General features: G+C 63.6%; 19 protein-coding genes. 10 read left to right on the forward strand and 9 right to left on the reverse strand.

What is annotated here, in order from left to right; all coding sequences use genetic code 11:
- Nucleotides 1-28 precede the first annotated feature (28 nt).
- From hpxZ to QM685_RS23410, 5 genes are read right to left on the reverse strand one after another with little or no spacing between them, the layout of a single operon-like run.
- Nucleotides 29-409 (reverse strand): oxalurate catabolism protein HpxZ, encoded by a 381-nt coding sequence (hpxZ, locus tag QM685_RS23390; RefSeq protein ID WP_415119822.1) that lies wholly within the window; start codon nt 407-409, stop codon nt 29-31.
- Nucleotides 406-1,827, reverse strand: coding sequence for an AtzE family amidohydrolase (locus tag QM685_RS23395; RefSeq protein ID WP_415119824.1), 1,422 nt, complete (start codon nt 1,825-1,827; stop codon nt 406-408). Before QM685_RS23395 ends, hpxZ begins: the two co-directional genes overlap by 4 nt.
- Nucleotides 1,824-2,015 carry an AtzG-like protein gene (locus QM685_RS23400; protein WP_415119826.1) on the reverse strand — a complete coding sequence of 64 codons (192 nt, stop codon included), beginning with the start codon at nt 2,013-2,015 and terminating at the stop codon, nt 1,824-1,826. Before QM685_RS23400 ends, QM685_RS23395 begins: the two co-directional genes overlap by 4 nt.
- 11 nt (nt 2,016-2,026) lie before the next feature.
- Complete coding sequence (locus QM685_RS23405; RefSeq protein ID WP_415119828.1) at nt 2,027-3,178, reverse strand: amidase; 1,152 nt, start codon at nt 3,176-3,178, stop codon at nt 2,027-2,029.
- Complete coding sequence (locus tag QM685_RS23410) at nt 3,175-3,981, reverse strand: cysteine hydrolase family protein (RefSeq protein ID WP_415119830.1); 807 nt, start codon at nt 3,979-3,981, stop codon at nt 3,175-3,177. Before QM685_RS23410 ends, QM685_RS23405 begins: the two co-directional genes overlap by 4 nt.
- 195 nt (nt 3,982-4,176) lie before the next feature.
- On the opposite strand from QM685_RS23410, the gene QM685_RS23415 reads away from it, so the two are divergent.
- The 5 genes from QM685_RS23415 (at nt 4,177) to QM685_RS23435 (ending at nt 9,600) form a co-directional block, all read left to right on the forward strand.
- Nucleotides 4,177-5,223, forward strand: a complete 1,047-nt coding sequence (locus QM685_RS23415) for a BMP family protein (RefSeq protein WP_415119832.1) — start codon at nt 4,177-4,179, stop codon at nt 5,221-5,223.
- On the forward strand, nt 5,220-6,791 hold the full coding sequence (locus tag QM685_RS23420) for an ABC transporter ATP-binding protein (protein ID WP_415119834.1): 1,572 nt from the start codon (nt 5,220-5,222) through the stop codon (nt 6,789-6,791). The genes QM685_RS23415 and QM685_RS23420 overlap by 4 nt, the downstream gene beginning before the upstream one ends.
- Nucleotides 6,788-7,906, forward strand: a complete 1,119-nt coding sequence (locus tag QM685_RS23425; protein WP_415119836.1) for an ABC transporter permease — start codon at nt 6,788-6,790, stop codon at nt 7,904-7,906. The genes QM685_RS23420 and QM685_RS23425 overlap by 4 nt, the downstream gene beginning before the upstream one ends.
- Nucleotides 7,903-8,820 (forward strand): ABC transporter permease, encoded by a 918-nt coding sequence (locus tag QM685_RS23430; protein ID WP_415119838.1) that lies wholly within the window; start codon nt 7,903-7,905, stop codon nt 8,818-8,820. The genes QM685_RS23425 and QM685_RS23430 overlap by 4 nt, the downstream gene beginning before the upstream one ends.
- A gap of 90 nt (nt 8,821-8,910) precedes the next feature.
- Entirely contained in the window at nt 8,911-9,600 is a 690-nt protein-coding gene (locus tag QM685_RS23435; RefSeq protein WP_415119840.1) for a TetR family transcriptional regulator, read from the forward strand.
- A 1-nt stretch (nt 9,601) separates the two neighbouring features.
- On the opposite strand, the gene QM685_RS23440 is transcribed toward QM685_RS23435, so the two are convergent.
- Genes QM685_RS23440 through QM685_RS23455 form a run of 4 tightly spaced genes read right to left on the reverse strand, consistent with a single transcriptional unit; the run spans nt 9,602 to nt 13,843 of the window.
- Complete coding sequence (locus QM685_RS23440; RefSeq protein WP_415119842.1) at nt 9,602-10,498, reverse strand: ABC transporter permease; 897 nt, start codon at nt 10,496-10,498, stop codon at nt 9,602-9,604.
- A 1-nt stretch (nt 10,499) separates the two neighbouring features.
- A complete protein-coding gene (locus tag QM685_RS23445) occupies nt 10,500-11,414 on the reverse strand; it encodes an ABC transporter permease (protein ID WP_415119844.1) in 915 nt (304 codons plus the stop codon).
- 46 nt (nt 11,415-11,460) lie between these two features.
- Entirely contained in the window at nt 11,461-12,750 is a 1,290-nt protein-coding gene (locus QM685_RS23450) for an ABC transporter substrate-binding protein (RefSeq protein WP_415119846.1), read from the reverse strand.
- Between the two features lie 37 nt (nt 12,751-12,787).
- The gene (locus QM685_RS23455) at nt 12,788-13,843 is read right to left on the reverse strand and encodes an ABC transporter ATP-binding protein (protein ID WP_415119848.1); all 1,056 of its coding nucleotides are present in this window, start codon (nt 13,841-13,843) and stop codon (nt 12,788-12,790) included.
- Nucleotides 13,844-14,102: 259 nt separating this feature from the next.
- Between QM685_RS23455 and QM685_RS23460 the strand changes: the two genes are divergently transcribed.
- Genes QM685_RS23460 through QM685_RS23480 form a run of 5 tightly spaced genes read left to right on the forward strand, consistent with a single transcriptional unit; the run spans nt 14,103 to nt 18,887 of the window.
- On the forward strand, nt 14,103-15,020 hold the full coding sequence (locus tag QM685_RS23460) for a polysaccharide deacetylase family protein (RefSeq protein ID WP_415119850.1): 918 nt from the start codon (nt 14,103-14,105) through the stop codon (nt 15,018-15,020).
- A complete protein-coding gene (locus QM685_RS23465) occupies nt 15,017-15,721 on the forward strand; it encodes a GntR family transcriptional regulator (protein ID WP_415119852.1) in 705 nt (234 codons plus the stop codon). Before QM685_RS23460 ends, QM685_RS23465 begins: the two co-directional genes overlap by 4 nt.
- A gap of 1 nt (nt 15,722) precedes the next feature.
- Entirely contained in the window at nt 15,723-16,310 is a 588-nt protein-coding gene (locus QM685_RS23470; RefSeq protein WP_415119854.1) for a flavin reductase family protein, read from the forward strand.
- Nucleotides 16,311-16,345: 35 nt separating this feature from the next.
- Nucleotides 16,346-17,134, forward strand: a complete 789-nt coding sequence (locus tag QM685_RS23475) for an ABC transporter ATP-binding protein (protein WP_415119856.1) — start codon at nt 16,346-16,348, stop codon at nt 17,132-17,134.
- A 16-nt stretch (nt 17,135-17,150) separates the two neighbouring features.
- On the forward strand, nt 17,151-18,887 hold the full coding sequence (locus QM685_RS23480; RefSeq protein WP_415119858.1) for a cyclic peptide export ABC transporter: 1,737 nt from the start codon (nt 17,151-17,153) through the stop codon (nt 18,885-18,887).
- Nucleotides 18,888-18,915: the final 28 nt, after the last annotated feature.

The raw sequence follows: 18,915 nt of genomic DNA on the forward strand, positions 1-18,915 counted from the left end.
TACACCGTGACCGTTTTGCCGCGTTATCTCATGCAGCCATCCAGCTCACGTGCGCGCTTACCACCCGCCATCCGTCGGCCATCTTCACCCATGTCTGGCTCTGTCTGCCGACGCGCGGCTCGCCTTCGCGCCGGAACTCGATGTTCGTGACCGCGCATGCGGCGCCATAGGTCGTGACGACGCGCGCCGTCACCGTGCGCGCGAGCCCCTTGCCTGGACGCGCCGCACGGAACGCGCGAATCGCTTCGTAGCCGTAGAGGTTTTCCGTCGCGCCGTAGCGCAGCGTGTGCGGGGAATCGAAGAAAAGCGTATCGAGCACGGCGACGTCGTTGGTGACGAGCGCCTGCTCGTATGCATCGAAGAGCGCTTCCACTTCGGCGAGCACGTCGGGTCGGTTGATCTCGCTCATGCATCCGCTCCCGATGAGGCCAGCGCCGTATCGAACGACGGCGGCGGACAATACGCGACCTGCGCCGCCTCGAGCCGGCGCGCCGCTTCGAACGCGAGGTCCTCGCGCCAAGGCGGCGCGATCAGCTGCACGGCGATCGGCAAGCCGCTTTTCGTGCGCATCGGCACGGCGACGACCGGCAGGCCGAGACACGACACCGGCTGCGTCAGCAAGCCGAGGTTGGGCCGCACCGCAAGCTGCTCGCCGTTGATCTCCATGAACTCCTCGCCCAGCGTCGGCGCAACCATCGGTGTCGCGGGCGCGATCAGCACGTCGTAGTGCTCGAACAGCTCGCCTACGCGTTTGCGCAACGCCGCGCGCACACGCTGCGCCTGCACGATCCACGCGGCGGGCAACAGCGCGCCTGCGATCAGCCGGTCGCGCGACAAAGGCTCGCGGTCGTCATAACGCGAACGCAGATTCTCCATATGCAATTGCCCGCCTTCGGCCGCCGTGATCAGAAACGCCGCGCCGCGTGCCGCGTCGGCATCCGGATACTCCACGGTCTGCGAAGCGCCCAGCGCGTCGGCCGCAGCTTGCGATGCAGCGCGCGCTTCCTCGTTAGCGTGTTCGTCGAAATATCCGCCCAGCCGCGCGACGCGCAGTGCGCCATGCGCCGTATTCGCGGATTCGAAGGGGCGCTGCGCGCACGCGTGATCGAGCGGATCGGCGCATTGCAGCGCGTCGTAGATCGCCGCGAGGTCGCCGACGTTTCGCGCGAACGCACCCATGTGATCCAGACTCGCGACGAACGGATACGTGCCGTGTCGCGACAGACGTCCGAACGTCGGCTTCACCCCAAACACACCGCACAGTGACGCCGGTACGCGCACCGAGCCGTTCGTGTCGGTGCCGAGCGTGACGGGCACGAATCCCGCCGCGACCGCCGCCGCGCTGCCGCCCGAAGAGCCGCCAGCCGAGCGCGTCGGGTCGTGCGGATTGCGGCACGGTCCGGCGTGATGGTTCTCGGTCGTGAAGCCGTACGCGAACTCGTCCATATTGAGCGCGCCGACGAGAATCGCGCCCTGGTCCACGAGGCAATTCACGAGCGTCGCGTCGCGCATGGCGGGCGCTGCGTCGGCAAGCACGCGCGAACCGGCGATCGTCGGGATGCCCTCGATATCGAACAGATTCTTCGCGGCGAACGGGACGCCCGCGAGCGGCGGCAATGACTCGCCGCGCGCGCGCCGCGCATCGAGCGCTTCCGCTTCGGCGAATGCGCGTTCGCGAGTGATTGCGGTGAAGGCGTTGACCTGCGGGTTGAAGGCATCGATACGCGCGAGCGTCGCACCGATCAGCTCGCGCGCGCTGAAGCTGCCTTCGGCATAAGCGCGTGCGATCGCGAGCGCCTCGATGGGGAAGTCGCAATGTGTCGTCATGGGCGATATACCGGCGCGGGTTCGTCGTTCGCATCGACGGGATAGGCGAGCACCGGCGTGGCGAGTTGCGCGATGCGCGCGAACTGCGCTTTCACGCGCGTCGCGGCTTCGGCGCGCAGCGCGGGGAAATGCAGCGCGAGCGCGGCATCGGCGTAGGCATCGAGCGCTTCGTTGGCACGGGTAGACATAGGTTGCATGCTCACGAGAGATGAGGAAAGAGTTCGCGCACCCGTGCGATCAACGCACGGTCGCTGTGGCGTGGCCCGACGAACGACAGCGCGAGCGGCCGCGACGTCTCGCTCAGCACGGGGACCGTGACTTGCGGCAACCCCGCTATGGCGGCGACGCTGTTCATCGTGAGCGCATCGCGATAGAACGCACTGATGCGCTCGGGGATTTCGTCTTTGGGTAGCAGCGCGCGCGGCGTGGTCGGCAGAACGATCAGCGCCTGATTCACGACGCTTTCTACGCGCCTGGCCAAGGTCTCGCGTCGCTCGCGGCAACGCGTTGCTTCCGCCGCGTCGAGCGACTTCAGTCGCGCGAAACGCGCCGCGATGTCGTCGCCGAAGCGCGGCGAAGCCGCATCGATCCACGCGCCGAGGGTGGCGCGGATATCGTCGTCCTGCAATTGCTGGTACACATGCAGCCAGCCTGGAGCATCGCCCGTGAAGATCTCGACTTCATTCTCCACGCGCGAAAGTTCACGAAGACGCTGCGCGTCGTCCGGCTCGGCGGCGGCGCGCGCGTCGAACGCTTCCTTGAAAAGCACGAGCGATGCGGGCACGTCGGCGGCGGGCGAGTCATCCAGCAGCACATCCGCGATGCGCGCGAGCATCTCGCCCGAACGCGCGAACCAGCCGACCGTATCGAAGCAGGGCGCGAAGCGCAGCACGCCGTCGAGCGCGGCGTCTTCGTGCGTCGGGCGGATGCCCCATAGTCCGCAAAACGCGGCGGGCACGCGCACCGAGCCGCCCGTGTCGGTGCCGAGCGCGAAGTCCACGTCACCGCTTGCCACCGCCGACGCCGATCCGCTCGACGAACCGCCCGGCAGCGCATGCGGCCAGCGCGGGTTGAGCGGCGTGCCGTAGTGCGCGTTCACACCTTCGAGGCTATAGGCGAGTTCGTCGGTGATCGTCTTGCCGTCCACGCTCGCGCCCGTGGCAAGCAGCTTCGCGACACAGGGCGCGTGGTGCTCGGCGCTTGCGTGCGTGGCCAGCCAGTCCGGATTGCCGCCGCCCGTCGTGACGCCGGCCACGTCGATCAGATCCTTCACCGCGAAGCGCAAACCGTCGAGCGTCCCACTGCCCGTCGCGGCGACATGCAGACGCGGACCCGGAACGAAGGCGCTCATTTCGCGGCTCCATTCAACGCGGTGGCGAATTGCAGCGAGTTCGCGACGAAGCCATAGCATTTCTTCACGTTCCAGATGCTCGCTTCCGTGCAGAACGCGGGCGACGACGTCGCGCAGCAGTCGGTCAGCATCACGCAGCCGTAGCCGAGAAAGTTGGCGTCGGTCAGCGTGTGCATCACGCATTGATCGGTGTTCACGCCCGCGAAGAAGAGCGTGCGCGCGCCGAGGTTGCGCAAGATGCTGTCGAGCGGCGTGTCCCAGAAGCCGCTGATGCGGTATTTGTCCACGCAAATATCCTGCGGCTCGATCTTTAGTTCATCGACCACCGCCGCAGCCCACGAGTCTTTCTCCAGCACGTGCGCACCATGCCCCGGCAACGCTTCGCCGAGACCGATGCCAGTGCCCTTCGGCTTATACAGGTGAAGCTGGTTCGGCGGCATGTTCGCAAGATCGGGACGGTTGCCCCAATTCACCCAGATGACCGGCACGCCGTTTTGCCGCGCGATCGGCAGCAGGCGCTGCAGTGGTGCAATCGGCGCGCGGTCCGCACCGTAATCGCCCCCGAGGTGGTCAACCCACCCGCCCTTGGTGCAGAAGTCGTTCTGCATGTCGATGATCACGAGCGCCGATTTTTCGATGTCGAAGCGCACTTTCTGCGGCTCCGAATCGAGCGTCGCGATACGCGGCGCGGGCGTCTGAACGGCCATATCGACGAGCGATTCCGTCGCATGCCAGCGGCTTTGCGCGAAGGCGCCCAGCATGCCGCCAGGCGTTGTCCGGCTTGGGTTTGAGGCGTGGTCCATCGAGTTCTCCGAAGCGTTGGATCAGTGAGGTTCGAGCGGGCCGCACGCGCATCGGAACGGCGCGTTGCACCGGCCTTCTTCAAGTCATGCGTCAGCGGCTTGTCATCGACCGAACGCGGATTGGCATCGAAGTTGCAAAGTGCGTTTCAGTCATGAATAACCTACTTACCGAAAGCCAACGCAAAAGGAGTGCCAGTGATGGTCAGCAAACAACAAGCTTCACGCGAAGAAGTGCGCAGCGGTGCCGTGTCCCGCCGCGTCTCCCGTCGCGTCTCCCGAGTCGTCTTGATGGCGGGCATCGTCGCGCTCGCCGCTCCCGCGTTCTTTTTCGACGCGCACGCCGCCGATGACGCGATGCGGGTCGGCGTGCTGATTCCCGGCTCGAAGACGGACAAAGGCTGGATGGAGTCGGGCTACGACGGCGTCGTGGCCGCGGAGAAGGAGTTCGGGCCGAAGCTCAAGACGCAGATCATCGAGAACATCAACTACGCGGACATGGAGCAGGCGCTCACCAATCTCGCGACCAAAAACCAACTGGTGATCGGCATCGGCGGACAGACGCAGGCTGCCGTTCTGAAGATCGCAAAGCGCTTTCCGAACGTGAAGTTCTCGATCGTGGGCGGCAACAAGGGCGAGAGCATGCCGCCGAACGTCGCGGGCTATGACGTGAAGCAGGCCGAGATCGCGTTCGTCGCGGGCGCGGCGGCCGCGATGCTGTCGAAGAACGGCGCGGTGAGCTATGTCGGCGGGATGGAGATTCCGTCCATCGTGAACGCGGGCAAGGAATTCGGCAACGGCGCGCGCTACATCAATCCGAAGATCAAGTACTTCGAAAGTTACACAGGCGACTTCGACGACGTCGCCAAGTCGCGCGAAGCGACGGCGGCCGCGATCGCGCAGGGCGCCGACGTCCACTATCACATCCTGAACCTCGGCCTGCGCGGACTCGAACAGGCGGCGAAGGAAAAGAACACGCACATCATCGGCAGCTATACGGACCGATGCGGCAGCAATCCGCTCTATATCGCGTACAGCATCACGGGCGTCGGCTATCAGGCGCAATACGCGATCGAGCAGCTTGAAAAAGGCCAATGGCAGCCGGGTTATAAAGCGTTCGGTCTCGCAATGGGACCGAGCGCTTCCGGCATGGTGATCTGCAAGTCCACGCCCGCGATGGACGCGAAGCTCAAGCAGATCGAAGACGACATTCTGAGCGGCAAGATCAAGGTATCCGAAGGATGAGCACGCTGCCCTCACCATCGCCCGATGCCGCACCGATTCTCTCGCTGGACGGCATCGGCAAGCGCTTCGGCACGTTCACCGCGCTCGAAAGCGTGTCGCTCGATCTGATGCCAGGCGACGTGCACTGCCTGCTTGGTGAAAACGGCGCCGGCAAGTCGACGCTGTGTAACGTGATCTTCGGCGTGCATCAGCCCGACGCCGGCGCGATGCGCGTGCACGGCGCGCCATATCGTCCGCGCAATCCACGCGAGGCGCTCGCGCACGGTATCGCGATGGTGCATCAGCATTTCAGTCTCGTCGATGACGCCAACGTGCTCGACAATCTGCTGCTCGGGCAGGCACGCGGCTGGCTCGATCGCGAGCGTGAAGCACAGCGGGTGCGCGATGTGCTCGCGAGCGTCGGCCTCGAATTGCCGCTCGGCGCGAAGGTCGCGGATCTGTCGGTCGGCGAGCGGCAACGCGTGGAGATCGTGAAGTGTCTGATGCGCGAGCCGAGTCTGCTGCTGCTCGACGAACCGACAGCCGTGCTGCTGCCCGCCGAAATCGACGCGTTGCTCGATACGTGCGAGCGCGTCGCGCAGCGGGGTTGCGCGGTGGTGCTGGTCACGCACAAGCTGAAGGAGATCAGCCGCATCGCCACTCACGCGACGGTGCTGCAATCGGGACGTGTGGTGGCGCGTTCGGCGTCGCCCGCGACGGAGATCGACCGGCTCGTGCACGCGATGATCCATCGCGACGGCGACGACACACACGACGATCTGGCCGAGCGTCTGTCGCTCACGAAGGGCGCGTCGCCTTACTCGCGGCCGCTGCATGATGAAGTGCTGCAGATCGACGGTTTGAGCGCGTGCGACGCCGAGGGCGTTACGCGCCTGCAGGACTGCACACTCGTCGTGAATCGCGGCGAGATCGTCGGTATCGCGGGCGTCGAGGGCAACGGTCAGAGCGAACTCGGCGCGGTGCTCGCGGGCATGCTGGGCGCGTCGGCGGGGCGCTTCTTTATCGCGGGACGCGACATGACCAACGCGAGCCCGCGCGAACTGACGCAGGCGGGCGTGGGCATCGTGCCGGAAGACCGTCACGCGGTGGGTTGCGTAACCGGCATGAGTCTCACCGACAACCTCCTGATCAATCGTCTTGACCGCTATACGCGTGGCGGTTTTCTAAAGCGCCGCGCGATGCGCGCCACCGCGCTTGAACTGATGCAACGCTTCGACGTGCGCGCGAGCGGTCCCGATGCGCTGTTCGGCGGTCTTTCCGGGGGCAATCAGCAGAAGGCGGTGCTCGCGCGCGAACTCACGCTCGATCCGCTGCTGTTCCTGTTAGCCGCACAGCCGACGCGCGGTCTCGATGTCGGCGCGGTCGCCTCGGTGTACTCGCATATCCGCGCGGCGCGCGACCGCGGTGTGAGCGTGCTTTTGATTTCCTCCGAACTCGACGAACTGATGAGCGTCGCCGATCGTATCGTCGTGCTGTATCGCGGCCGCATCATGGGCACATGCACGCCGGGTGCGAGCAACCGCGACCGTATCGGCGCGTGGATGGCTGGCGCGGGAGACTCCGAATGAATCCGCATATGAAGCTGCGAGGCACGCTCGCGCCCGCGTATGGCGCGCCAGGCTGGCGCACCCGTCTGCCGCAATTGCGCGTGGCGGGCGTGATCGTGGCGGCCGTCGCGTTCGCGATGCTCGCCGCGCTCGCGTTGATCGCGCTGATGCATGTGTCGATCGCCGATGCGCTCGCCGCGTTCGCCGACGGCGCGTGGGGTTCGCCGTATTCGATCGGTGCGTCGATCAACCGGAGCCTCGCGTTCGCGCTGGTCGGCACCGGCTTCGTGATCGCGAATCGCGCGAAGCTGACGAACGTGGGTGGGGAAGGGCAGCTTGTGATCGGTGGCATCGTCGCGACCGCAATGAGCCTCTACGGCGGCTGCGCGCATCTACCGTTCGGCCTGTCCTTCGTCGTGCCGATGCTGTGCGCTGCTGCCGCGGGCGCGGTGTGGGGTGGGGTGCCGGGCATGCTGAAAGCGAAGGCGGGCACGAACGAGGTGATCAGCACGCTGCTGCTGTCGTTCATCGCGGTGTGGCTGCTGTACTGGTGCGTGCAAAGCGAGGCGTTACTACGCCAGCCGATGACGAGCGGCGCGACGCTACCCGAATCGCTGGAAATTCCCGATCTCACGAAGCTGCCCGCGATTTTCGCGGCGAGCGGCATGAACCTGAATATCGGCCTGCCGGTGACGATCGTGCTCGCGATCGCGTCCGCGATACTGCTCACGCGCACGCGCTTCGGGCTCGCGCTGCGCGCGGCGGGACTGAACGCGGTGGCCGCGAAACGCGCGGGCTTGCCGATCACCTCGTCGCTCGTCGGCGCGCTCGCCCTGGCGGGTGCGTTCAGCGGACTGGCGGGCGCGCTGATGCTGCAAGGCGATCAATACTCGCTGAAGGCGGGCTTCTCTTCGGGCTACGGTTTCGACGGACTCGTCGTCGGCCTGCTCGCGCGCGGCTCGATCACCGGCGTGTTCGCCGCGGCGTTGCTGTTCGGCTTTCTGCGCTCGGGCGGCATCAATATGGAGATGGTCGCGCAGGTGCCGTCGGCGCTCGTTCTGATCGTGCAGGGCATCGTCACGATCGCGCTGGCGGGCGGCGCGTTGTGGCTCGACAAAGGAGACGTACGGCGATGAATCTCGAACTACTCGCGGTATTTGCCGGCGCATCCATTCGTCTTTCGGCGCCGCTGATGCTTGCCGCCAGCGGTGAACTCGTCAGCGAGCGCGCGGGCGTGCTCAACATGAGCGTCGAAGGCATGATGCTCACGGGCGCGTTTCTCGGCGCGACGTTTTCGTGGCTCACCGGCAATCCGTCGATCGGTCTGCTGTGCGGGATGCTCGGCGTGATTCCGCTCGCGCTGCTACAGGCATTCTTGAGCGTGACGCTGCGCGCGAATCAGATCGTGACGGGCATCGGCATCAACATTCTCGCGCTTGGCGGTACCACGCTCGCATATCGCGAGATCTTCGGCGAACGGTCGAGCGCGGTCATTCCGGGACTCGCGCATTGGTCGCCGCCCGTGCTCGGCAAGCTGCCGCTGATCGGCGAGCCGGTATTCGGCCAGGTGTGGCTGCTGTATGCGGGGCTTGCCGTGCTGATCGCGACTTCCGTGGTGATGCGGCGCACGTCGCTCGGCATCGCGCTGCATGCAACAGGCGTCGCGCCGCGCGCGGTCGATCAGTCGGGCCTGCCCGTCGCGCGTCTTCGCTACGGCGCGGTGTTGTTCTCGGGCGTGATGTCGGCGGCGGCGGGCTGCTTCATTTCGATTGGCGACATTCATACCTTCACCGAAGGCATGACCAACGGCTCGGGTTATCTCGCGATCGCGGCGATCATCTTCGGCAACTGGAAGATCGGCCGCACGGTGCTTGCGTGCCTGCTATTCGGCGCGGCCACCGCCATGCAGTTTCAGTTGCCGATGTTCGGGTTGCACGTGCCGACCGCGCTGCTCATCATGCTGCCGTATCTGCTCGCGCTGGTCGCGGTGGCCGGACTGATCGGCCGGCAGACCGCGCCGCCCGCGCTCACGCAGCCGTTCAAGCGCTAAAGACACCGGCGCGACCGAGTACCATTGCGTTTCGTCGCGCCGCGTTCAATCATGGTTTTCAACCGTTGTATCCAGGCTTCGATCGAATTCATGCCACGTACTGCCGCATCCATAAAAGCCGGAAAGGGCGAGCCCACTCGCCGTCAACAACTCGCCGAGAAAACGCGCGAGCGCATCTTCAGGATCGCGATCAAGGAGTTCGCGGACAAGGGCTTCAGCGGCGCGCGTGTCGAGACCATCACGACCCGGGCGAAAGTCAACATACGGATGATCTACCACTACTTCGGCGGCAAGGAAGCGCTATATGTCGAAGTGCTGGAACATGTGCTCGCGCGGCTGCGTGAAGCGGAACTGGCGGTGACGCTCGACGAGCGCAGCATCGATCCCGCAGACGGCATCCTGCAACTGTACGACTTCACCGAAGGCCATTTCGCCGCGCATCCGGAGCTGCTGTGCCTGCTGTCGTGGGAGAACCTGAACCGCGCGCGTTATCTGAAGCGCTCGAAGGTGATTCAGGCGATGTCATCGCCGGTGCTCGACAAGCTGCGCACGCTGATCCAGCGTGGCGAAGCGGCGGGCAGTCTACGCGGGGGGATCGATCCGCTGCATCTGTACGTGACTTTGGTGAGCCTTGCTTACTTTCACAAGTCGAACGCCTACACGATTTCGCAAATGTTCGACACCGACATGCTCGCGCCGTCGTGGCAGGCCGATCACAAGGCCCAGGCGCACAAGCTCGTGCGCGCGTTTCTCGAAGGCGAACTGCTGGAGACGAGCTAGCTCAGGGCGCGCTCTTGCGCTTGCGCGCGATGGCTCGCACGATCAGCAAGCCGCCGATCATCACCGCGAGCGACATCAGCGTGGTCATCGTGCCGAGTGCGTAGATCACGGGCGTCGTGACCGATGTCGTCAGGCCCTGCAATTCGAGCGGCAGCGTGTTCTGGTCGCCGATCGCTTGCGACGTGCGCGCGATTTCGTCCCACGACAGCGTGAAGCCGAACATGCCGACGCCGATCACCGATGGCCCGATGATAGGCAGCACGACGTGCTTGAACGACTGCCACGGCGATGCGCCGAGATCGCGCGCGGCTTCTTCGTAGGCCGGATTGAAACGGTTGAACACGGCGAACATGACGAGCAGGCCGAACGGCAGCGTCCACGTGAGATGCGCGCCGAGCGCCGACGTGTACAGTCCCATCGACGTGGTCCAGCTATCCGCGAACGACTCGAAACCCCATGCGTTCGCGAGATATTTGACGAGCGTATCGAGCAGGCGGAACGTCAGGCCGATGCCGAGCGAAACGATGATCGACGGCATGATGAGACTCGCGACCGACACATAGAACACCGCTGTATCCCCGCGAAAACGACGCCTGAACGCGAGGCCGGCCGTGACGGAGAACAGCACGGTCAGCAAGGTCACGGCGAGCGCGAGCTTCACCGAGCGGCCGAACGCGGCCCAGATATCGACATCGCCGACGCTATCGCGCAATGCCGCGAACCAGTGCAGCGAAACGCCGCGCATCGGAAAAGTGAGGCCGCCTTCGGGACCCTGGAAGGACAAAACGAAGATCGTGATGACGGGGCCGTACAGAAAGAGCACGAATAGCCCGAAGACGAGCGCGAGCCAGTAAAAGCTCGCGGGCCGATGCTCGCGATGCGTGATTGCGCGGGGCATGTCACAGTTCCTTTCTGATATCGACGACGCGCGTCAGCGCCCAGACGATCGTCAGCACGACGGCGAGGAGGATGATCGCGTTGGCCGCGGCGGCGGGGAATTGCAGGTAGCCGGTCTGCACCTGGATGATCTTGCCGACCGAGGCGATCTGCTGCCCGCCCATCACGCCGACGGTCAGAAAATCGCCCATCACGATGGTGACGACGAAAATTGAGCCGATCACGATGCCGGTTCTCGACAGCGGCAGCACCACGTCGCGGGTCACCTGCCAGCCGCTCGCGCCGCCGTCTCGCGCGGCTTCGAGCAGCGACCGGTCGATGCGCATCATCGCGTTGAAGATCGGCACGATCATGAAGAACGTGTACAGATGCACGAATGCGAGCACCACGGAGAAGTTCGAATACAGCAGCCATTCGACCGGATGCTCGACGAGATGCGTCGACATCAGCGCCTGATTCACGAGCCCGTTGCGGCCGAGCAGCGGAATCCACGAGATCATACGGATCACGTTCGAGGTCCAGAACGGAATCGTGCAGACGAGGAACAGCACTGTCTGCATCGCGGTGGTTCGCACATGAAAGGCGAGGAAGTACGCGATCGTGAAGCCGATCACGAGCGTCACAGCCCAGACGATCGCGCAGAACTTCAGCGTCGACCAGTACGTCTTGAAGGTCACGCAGACATCGGTGACGGAGCCGCATCCGTCGAATATCGCCACATAGTTCTTCAGCGTGAACGCCGGGATGATCTGGTATTCGTTGAAATCCCAGAAGCTCACGATCAGCGTGATCACGAGCGGCACGATGAAAAACAGCACGAAGGTCAGCGTAAGCGGCGTCGCCTGAAGCCCCGCGCTCACACGCCGGTGACGCACCGGCGTTTCCTTGGCCTGTTGCAGATATTCGACGGAAGCCATCGTCGGGCACGCTCCTTCAGATTACCGCGGGTGGGTTCAGGCCTCATCAGGCGGCGATGAACTCGTTCCACTTCTGGACCATGTAGATGTTCTCGTCCATCACCGCGTTCCAGCACGCAATGGCGCCCATGCGCTGATTGTACGAGCCGCCGTCGCGCACGGTGCCGGCCTTTTCGAGCAACTGCCCGTCGGGCGCCTTGATGTCCTGCGCGGCGGGCTTGCCTTCCATCCAGTAGTCCCACTCGTAGGCCTGCATATGCGACCGCGCGGTTTCCGTGACGCCGGGGTAGTAACCCTGACGCATCAGATACGCGCCCGCCCAACCGTCCTGGAACCAGTTGACGAACTCATATCCCGCATCGAGCTTCTTGCCTTGCAGCGAACGAGGAAAGCCGAAGCCGGACGCCCACGAGCGGTAGCCTTCCTTGAGCGGCTGAAACTTGCACGCGATACCCATCGTGCGGACCTTCGTGACGGCGGGCGACCACATGGACTGAATGACGACTTCGCCCGACGCCATCAGGTTCACGCTTTCGTTGAAGTCGCGCCAGAACGCGCGGAATTGCCCGGCGCGTTTCGCGTCGATCAGAATCTTGATGGTCTGGTCGATCTCGGCCTTCGTCATGTTGCCCTTGTCGCCGTATTTCACGTGGCCCATCGCTTCGATCGCCATTGCCGCATCCATGATGCCGATCGCCGGAATGTTCAACAGCGCGGCCTTGCCCTTGAATTGCGGATTCAGCAGATCAGCCCATGTGTCGACCGGGCGTGAGATCAGATCGGGACGGATGCCGAGCGTATCCGCGTTGTAAGTGGTCGGGATCAGCGTCATCCATTCGGTGGGCGCCGCGCTGAATTCGGTCGAGCGCGCGCCTTTGAGGAACATTACCTTCTTCGGCGCAGTGCCTTGATCGCCGATCTTCTTGCCGTCCACCTCGCCCTTGGTCAGCACGGGCGTGATCTTGTCGGCGAGCTTGATGCGCTTCACGTCCATGCCCGCGAGCGTGCCCGCCGGAATCAGCTTCTTGAGCGAGAAATACTCGGTATCGACGATATCGAACGAATTCGGCTGCGTGATGATCCGCTTGGTGACGTCATCAGTCGTGACGGGAATGTATTGAATCTCGATGCCCGTGTCTTCCTTGAACTTCTTCGCGATGTCGGCGCTCTGGTTGACCGCGGTGCCCAGATAGCGCAACGTGATCTTCTCCTGTGCATGGACATAGGGAAATCCGGCGATGCCGGCTGCCGCCACCGCGCCCTTGATGAAGGTGCGGCGTGAAAGGCCCTTGTCTACCGATGCTTCGTCGCGTGCGTTGTCGTTTTCGTCGTTCACTGGACTCTCCTCGAATTTGAAGTGGTGAATGCCTGGTTCACGCGGCGAGCGGATGCGCGTTCTTTTCGTCCCACCATACCGCGACGCGTGCGCCTGGGCCTGCGCGTTGGGGGTCGTAGTCGGCGTCGCTTATCACGGAGACGAGTGCCGGCGAGCCGTCCAGCGGATCGAGCGTCATCCGCAGATGCGTGCCCTGGTATTCGGCTTCGCGCACCGTGCATGCGACTCCGCCAATGCGCGAAAGACCGCCGTCGCCTCCGCTCGTTCCGGGCGTGACACCTTGTGGGGCGACGCGCAGATGATCCGCGCGCACCGTGAAGAGCCGGTCGCTCGCGCCGAGCACGTTGTGGCCGCCGAGAAAGCGCGCGACGAACTCCGTGCGCGGACGGTTGAAGATTTCGAATGGCGTGCCGCTTTGCTCGATCCGGCCGTGACTCATTACCACGACGAGATCGGCGAGCGCCATCGCTTCTTCCTGCGAGTGCGTGACGTGCACGAAGGTGATGCCGAGTTCCTTCTGCCAGCGCTTGAGTTCGGCGCGCATCTGCACGCGCAGGAAAGGATCGAGCGCGGACAGCGGTTCGTCGAGAAGCAGGCAACGCGGCTCGTTGAGCAGCGCACGCGCGAGCGCGACGCGCTGCTGCTGGCCGCCGGAAAGTTGCGCGGGCTTGCGCTCCGCGTAGGCCGACATCGCGACGAGTTCGAGCAGTTCGCCCGCGCGCTTGCGGCGTGCGTCCTTGGCGACGCCGCGTACCTTGAGGCTGAACGCGACGTTGTCGAGCGCGGAGAGATGCGGGAAGAGCGCGTAGCTCTGGAACACCATCGCGGTGCCGCGCGCGACCGGCTGCTCGCGCGTGACGTTGCGTCCGCCGATCAGCACGTCGCCTTCGGAGACCCATTCGTGACCTGCGATCATGCGCAGTGTCGAAGTCTTGCCGCAGCCGGACGGCCCGAGCAGACAGCAGTACGCACCGCCGGGAATGCGCAGGTCGATCGCATCGACGGCGAGCGCCTCGCCATACCGCTTCGAAACATGCACCAGCTCGATGTCGGCTGGGCGCGCGTGAACCACCGTGGATGCCGGCTGAACCATGAAGGACTGTCCTGTGTTGGCGCGGATGGAATGCAGCGGGCGAAGCCATTGCAAGACATATGCCATTCACGTTCACAGACCCGGCATAGCGTGCGCCAAATCAACCTGCACGCGCATGTCGACGACTTGGCGCACATATTGCACACGATCTCGCGGCCCGATCGTCAGCGCTTGCGCAGGCGTAACGTGCGCGATCCAGGTGCGGATAACGTCCGCGTTGGGGCATGACCTGATCAAACCAGTTCATCCACACTCGACAATGAACAACTTCGATCCGTTGAAGACGCATGGACGCTTCGCCTACCGGTCAATACACTGTGGCGATGGATACCGCTGGCCCAACGGCGCTGGCCTCGCGGTTTATCTGGGCTTCAATCTGGAGCACTTCGCTTTCGGCGAGGGACTCGGCGCGGCGCTCGGGCCGCTGTCGCCGCAGCCCGACGTGCTCAACTACAGTTGGCGCGAATACGGCAATCGCGTGGGTGCGTGGCGCTGCATCGAGTTGTTCGACGCGCTCGATATGTCCGCGGCCACGCTGACCAATACGTCGCTTTACGACCATTGCCCGGAACTGATCGAAGCTTGCGCGGCGCGCGGCGACGAACTGATCGCGCATGGCCACACCAACGCGGCGCGTCAGAGCGATCTCGACGAAGCAGCCGAACGCGCGCTGCTCGCGCATTGCCGCGCGCGGATAACGGAGTGCTCCGGCGCGGCGCCTTCGGGGTGGCTGTCGCCGTGGATCTCGGAGTCGCATCACACGCCGGACCTGCTTGCCGAAACCGGATATCGCTACACGCTCAATTGGTGTCACGACGACCGTCCCGTGCGCATGAACACGCGCGGCGGACCGCTCTGGTCGATCCCGTATCCGCAGGAGTTGAACGATCTGCCGATGATCATGGGCCGTCAGATGGATATGCGCGACTTTGCCGACATGATCATCGACCAGTTCGACGAGATGCTCGAGCAGATACAACGCACGCGCGAACCGCAGGCGCTCGTGATGGGCATCGCGCTGCATCCGTATATCGTCGGACAGCCTTATCGGTTGCGGCATCTTCGGCGCGCGCTCGGGCATATCGCCGCGGCCCGCGAGAACATCTGGCTCACGACACCTGGAGCAATCGTGCGGCATGTCGACGAGGCCGTGCCGCTTCCGGCTGATGCCGCATGAAGCAGGAACAGGAAAGCGCGGACGCGCGCATCTATCGATCGATCTTTGAAGGCGTGCTGAGCCGCAAGCTCACACCCGGCACGAAGCTGCCGGAGCCTGAACTGTGCGCGCTGTTCGGCGCGAGCCGCGCGGTGGTGCGGCGCGCGCTCGAAAAGCTCGCGTACGATGGTATCGTCGTGCTGCGTCCGAACAAAGGCGCGATGATCGCGCAGCCGACGCGCGAGGAAACGCGCATGATCTTCGAAGCGCGGCGCGCGGTCGAACGCTCGCTGGTCGAACTCGCCGCACAGCGCGCGAGCCGCACCGACATCGCCGCGCTGCGCGAACAGCTCGCCAAGGAGCACGAGGCGATGCACCGTTTCGATCAGCCGTCGTGGGCGCGGCTCGCAAGCGCGTTTCATCTGCGCATCGCGGCGTTGGCGGGCAATGCGATCCTCGAACAGTATCTGACCGAACTGATATCGCGCTGCTCGCTGATCGTCGGCGCGTATGAGCCGGAGGGCAACGCCCCATGCGAGCATGACGAACACACGGCCATTCTCGATTGCCTCGAAGCGCGCGATGCCGAAGGCGCAAACGCGCACATGAGCGCGCATTTGCGCGAACTGGAGGCGCGCATAGAGACATCGCGGATGCCGGGCGCGAAGGGGCTCGCGCAACTGCTCGGTATCGAACCTGTCCAACGAACCCTGGTGGACTGATATGGAAATCGACTTCGAAGCGATCACCGAGTATCAGCGCTACAAGCTGATGGCGAGCCTGATCGTACCGCGTCCGATCGCGCTCGTGACGACGCTCGGCGCGGATGGGACCGTCAACGCAGCGCCGTTCTCGATGTTCAACATGCTGGGCGAAGAGCCGCCCATCGTGATGATCAGCATCAACCGGCTGGCGGACGGCACGCTCAAGGACACCGCGGTGAACATTCCGCGCGAGAAAGAGTTTGTCGTGCATCTCGCCGACGAAGCAATTGCTCAGCAGATGCATCGTTGCGGAGAACGTTTCTCCGCCGATGTCTCCGAACTCGATGAGGTCGGGTTCACCGCGCTGGCGTCGTCGCGCGTGAAGCCGCCGCGTATCGCTGAAGCGCCGGTCGCGTTCGAATGCGTGCTGTGGGAGACGCTGGAGACCACGAGCCGGCACATCTTCATCGGCAAGGTGCTGATGCTGCACGCGCGCGATGAGCTCATCGATCTCGATGCATGGCGCGTGCGTTTGCAGCACTACTTTCCCGTAGGGCGGTTTGGCGCAAGTGACTACATTTCGACGCGCGAGCGCTTCGAGTTGTGACGCGCGTTTGAATTTCTCCATCCAGAAGCGAGGTATTGTTCGAGCTGCGGGGCCTCGGTTTTTCCGTTCCTGGTAGAACATTGCTCGATGATGTTTCAGTGGTGTTGCGCTCGCATCAAGTGACAGGTTTGATCGGGCATAACGGCTCCGGTAAATCCACGCTCATCAAACTCCTTGCCCGGCAGTTGCGACCATCGCACGGAACGGTCGAATTTCGCCGACGCGCGATCAAGGATTGGCCGATTCGGGAATTTGCCCGCAATCTCGCGTACCTTCCGCAGACACCACCGTCGGCAGCCGGATTGCTGGTGTGTGAACTGGTGGCATTTGGCCGATACCCCTGGCGCGGCGCGCTTGGTCGGCTCGGTCCCGCCGACCACCGGGCGATTGAGCAAGCGATGGCGTCGACCGACGTGATCCGATTTGCTGACCAGCAGGTGGAGACTTTATCGGGCGGTGAGCGTCAGCGCGTCTGGATCGCGATGCTCATTGCTCAGGATGCCGACTGCCTCTTGCTCGACGAGCCGATCTCGGCGCTCGACGTCTCGCATCAGGTTGAGGTGCTGTCCCTCGTCCGGCAACTGGCGACGGAGCGAGGGCTGGGCGTGGTCGTCGTGCTTCACGACATCAACATGGCCGCGCGCTACTGCGACGAACTTGTGGCATTGCGTGGCGGACGGCTAGTGGCACAAGGCTCGCCCCAACAGATCGTCACGCCGGAGCAGCTTCAGGAAATCTACGGTGTGACGATGGGCGTAATGCCGCATCCGGATACGGGCGAGCCATTGAGCTTCGTTCGCCAGGAACAACACATCAACGACTGAATTGGCAGGAATCTGGATGAAACAGGATCAGGCTTCATCGCCCGAACCCCGGTTTGCGGGCGAGATGTTTCGGCTGTTGCGCCCCTTCTGGCCGGTCATGCTGCTGGCGACCGCGTTAGGCGTGGTCGGCGGCCTTTGTACCGCTTGGCTGCTCGCCGTCATCAACGAGGGATTGCATGCGGTGGGCGGTATTACGGCAACGATGATCGCTATATACGCTGCCTTGTGCTTCGTGACACTCGCGTGCAACGCGATTACCGGGATCGGAAACAGCGTCATCGGGCAAAAGATCATTGCCGCGTTGCGCAAGGACATCTCCGCGCGGATAGTTTGTGCACCAATGAACGCGATCGAGCGCTATCGCATCCATCGGCTGTTGTCGACGTTGAACAGTGACGTCGATACCGTGAGTGCCTTTACATTCAGCTTCCCGAGCTATGCCGTCGCCTTTGCAGTGACGGCGGGGTGCGTCGTGTATATGGTCGTGCTGTCGCCGCTGCTGTTTATTGTTGCCGCCGTTGCAATCGTTCTTGGTGTCCTGATCAACCAGTACGCCTTGTTGCAGTGGCAGCGACATTACAAAGGGGTGCGTGGTGCGCAGGATGAGTTGCAAAAGCAATACCGCGCGATTACGGAGGGAGCAAAGGAACTGCGCATCAATCGCGAGCGGCGCTTCCGGGTATACCGGACGCATCTGTCCGGCGCGGCTGATCAGGTCGCCGACCTGAAGATCAGGGCCATGCGCCTGTTTTATGGCGCGGGCGCCGCGGGCACCACATTGTTTTTCATTGTGATTGGCCTGATTCTTTTATTTCAGCAACGCCTGGGCGTGCGTGGCGAGGTCGTTAGCGGCTTCGTAATCGTGTTGTTGTATGTCAGAGGACCAGTCGAAACGCTGGCGGGCGGCCTGCCGGCCTGGACTCAGGCCAGGATTTCATTTCAGCGTATAGCGGAATTGTCCGCACAGTTTACTAATCGCGAGACGCGCCTGCTTGAGGATGAGGCGTCGAACCGACTGCCTGATGTACGCAGCATCGAGCTGAGGTCAGCCGTGTGGACGTTTCCGCGAGTGTGCGATCAGCCTCCGTTCCAGTTGGGGCCGCTAAATCTGCGCATTGAGAAGGGCGAGACCCTGTTCGTGATCGGCGAGAACGGCAGCGGCAAAACCACGCTCATCAAACTGCTTCTGGGCCTGTACATTCCCGATCGCGGCGAATTGCTCCTGAATGGCGATCGGGTGAACGCCGACGCGATGGACGACTACTGGCAGCTCTTCTCAGCCGTGTTTTCCGACTACTACCTGTTCGACGATCTGGTGGTACGGGATCCGGCATTGCTGGCGCGTGCCGGAACATATCTGGAACAGCTAGAGATTGCCCACAAGGTTCAGATTACCGACGGCACCTTCTCGACCATCGATCTTTCGACCGGACAGCGCAAGCGGCTCGCGCTGATCCACGCGATGCTGGAACAACGGCCAATCATGATGTTCGACGAATGGGCTGCCGATCAGGATCCGACCTTCCGGCGCGTGTTCTACCCGGAATTCCTGCCTGAGTTGAAACGGCAGGGCAAGACGTTGATCGTTGTGTCGCACGATGATCGGTATTTCGACGTGGCTGACAGGGTGATCCGCCTCGAGAACGGAAAGATCGTTCAGTCGTCGGCAGGGGCATCGTTTGCCTACGAGAACAGGCCGCAGCGTGCTGGGAACTGGGGGGCATCGGTCGCGGATATCAGGACTACGCGCTGATGTTCCGCTGGCTGATTGAATGGCAGGT

This window comes from Paraburkholderia sp. (assembly GCF_047605525.1).
GTDB lineage: Bacteria > Pseudomonadota > Gammaproteobacteria > Burkholderiales > Burkholderiaceae > Paraburkholderia.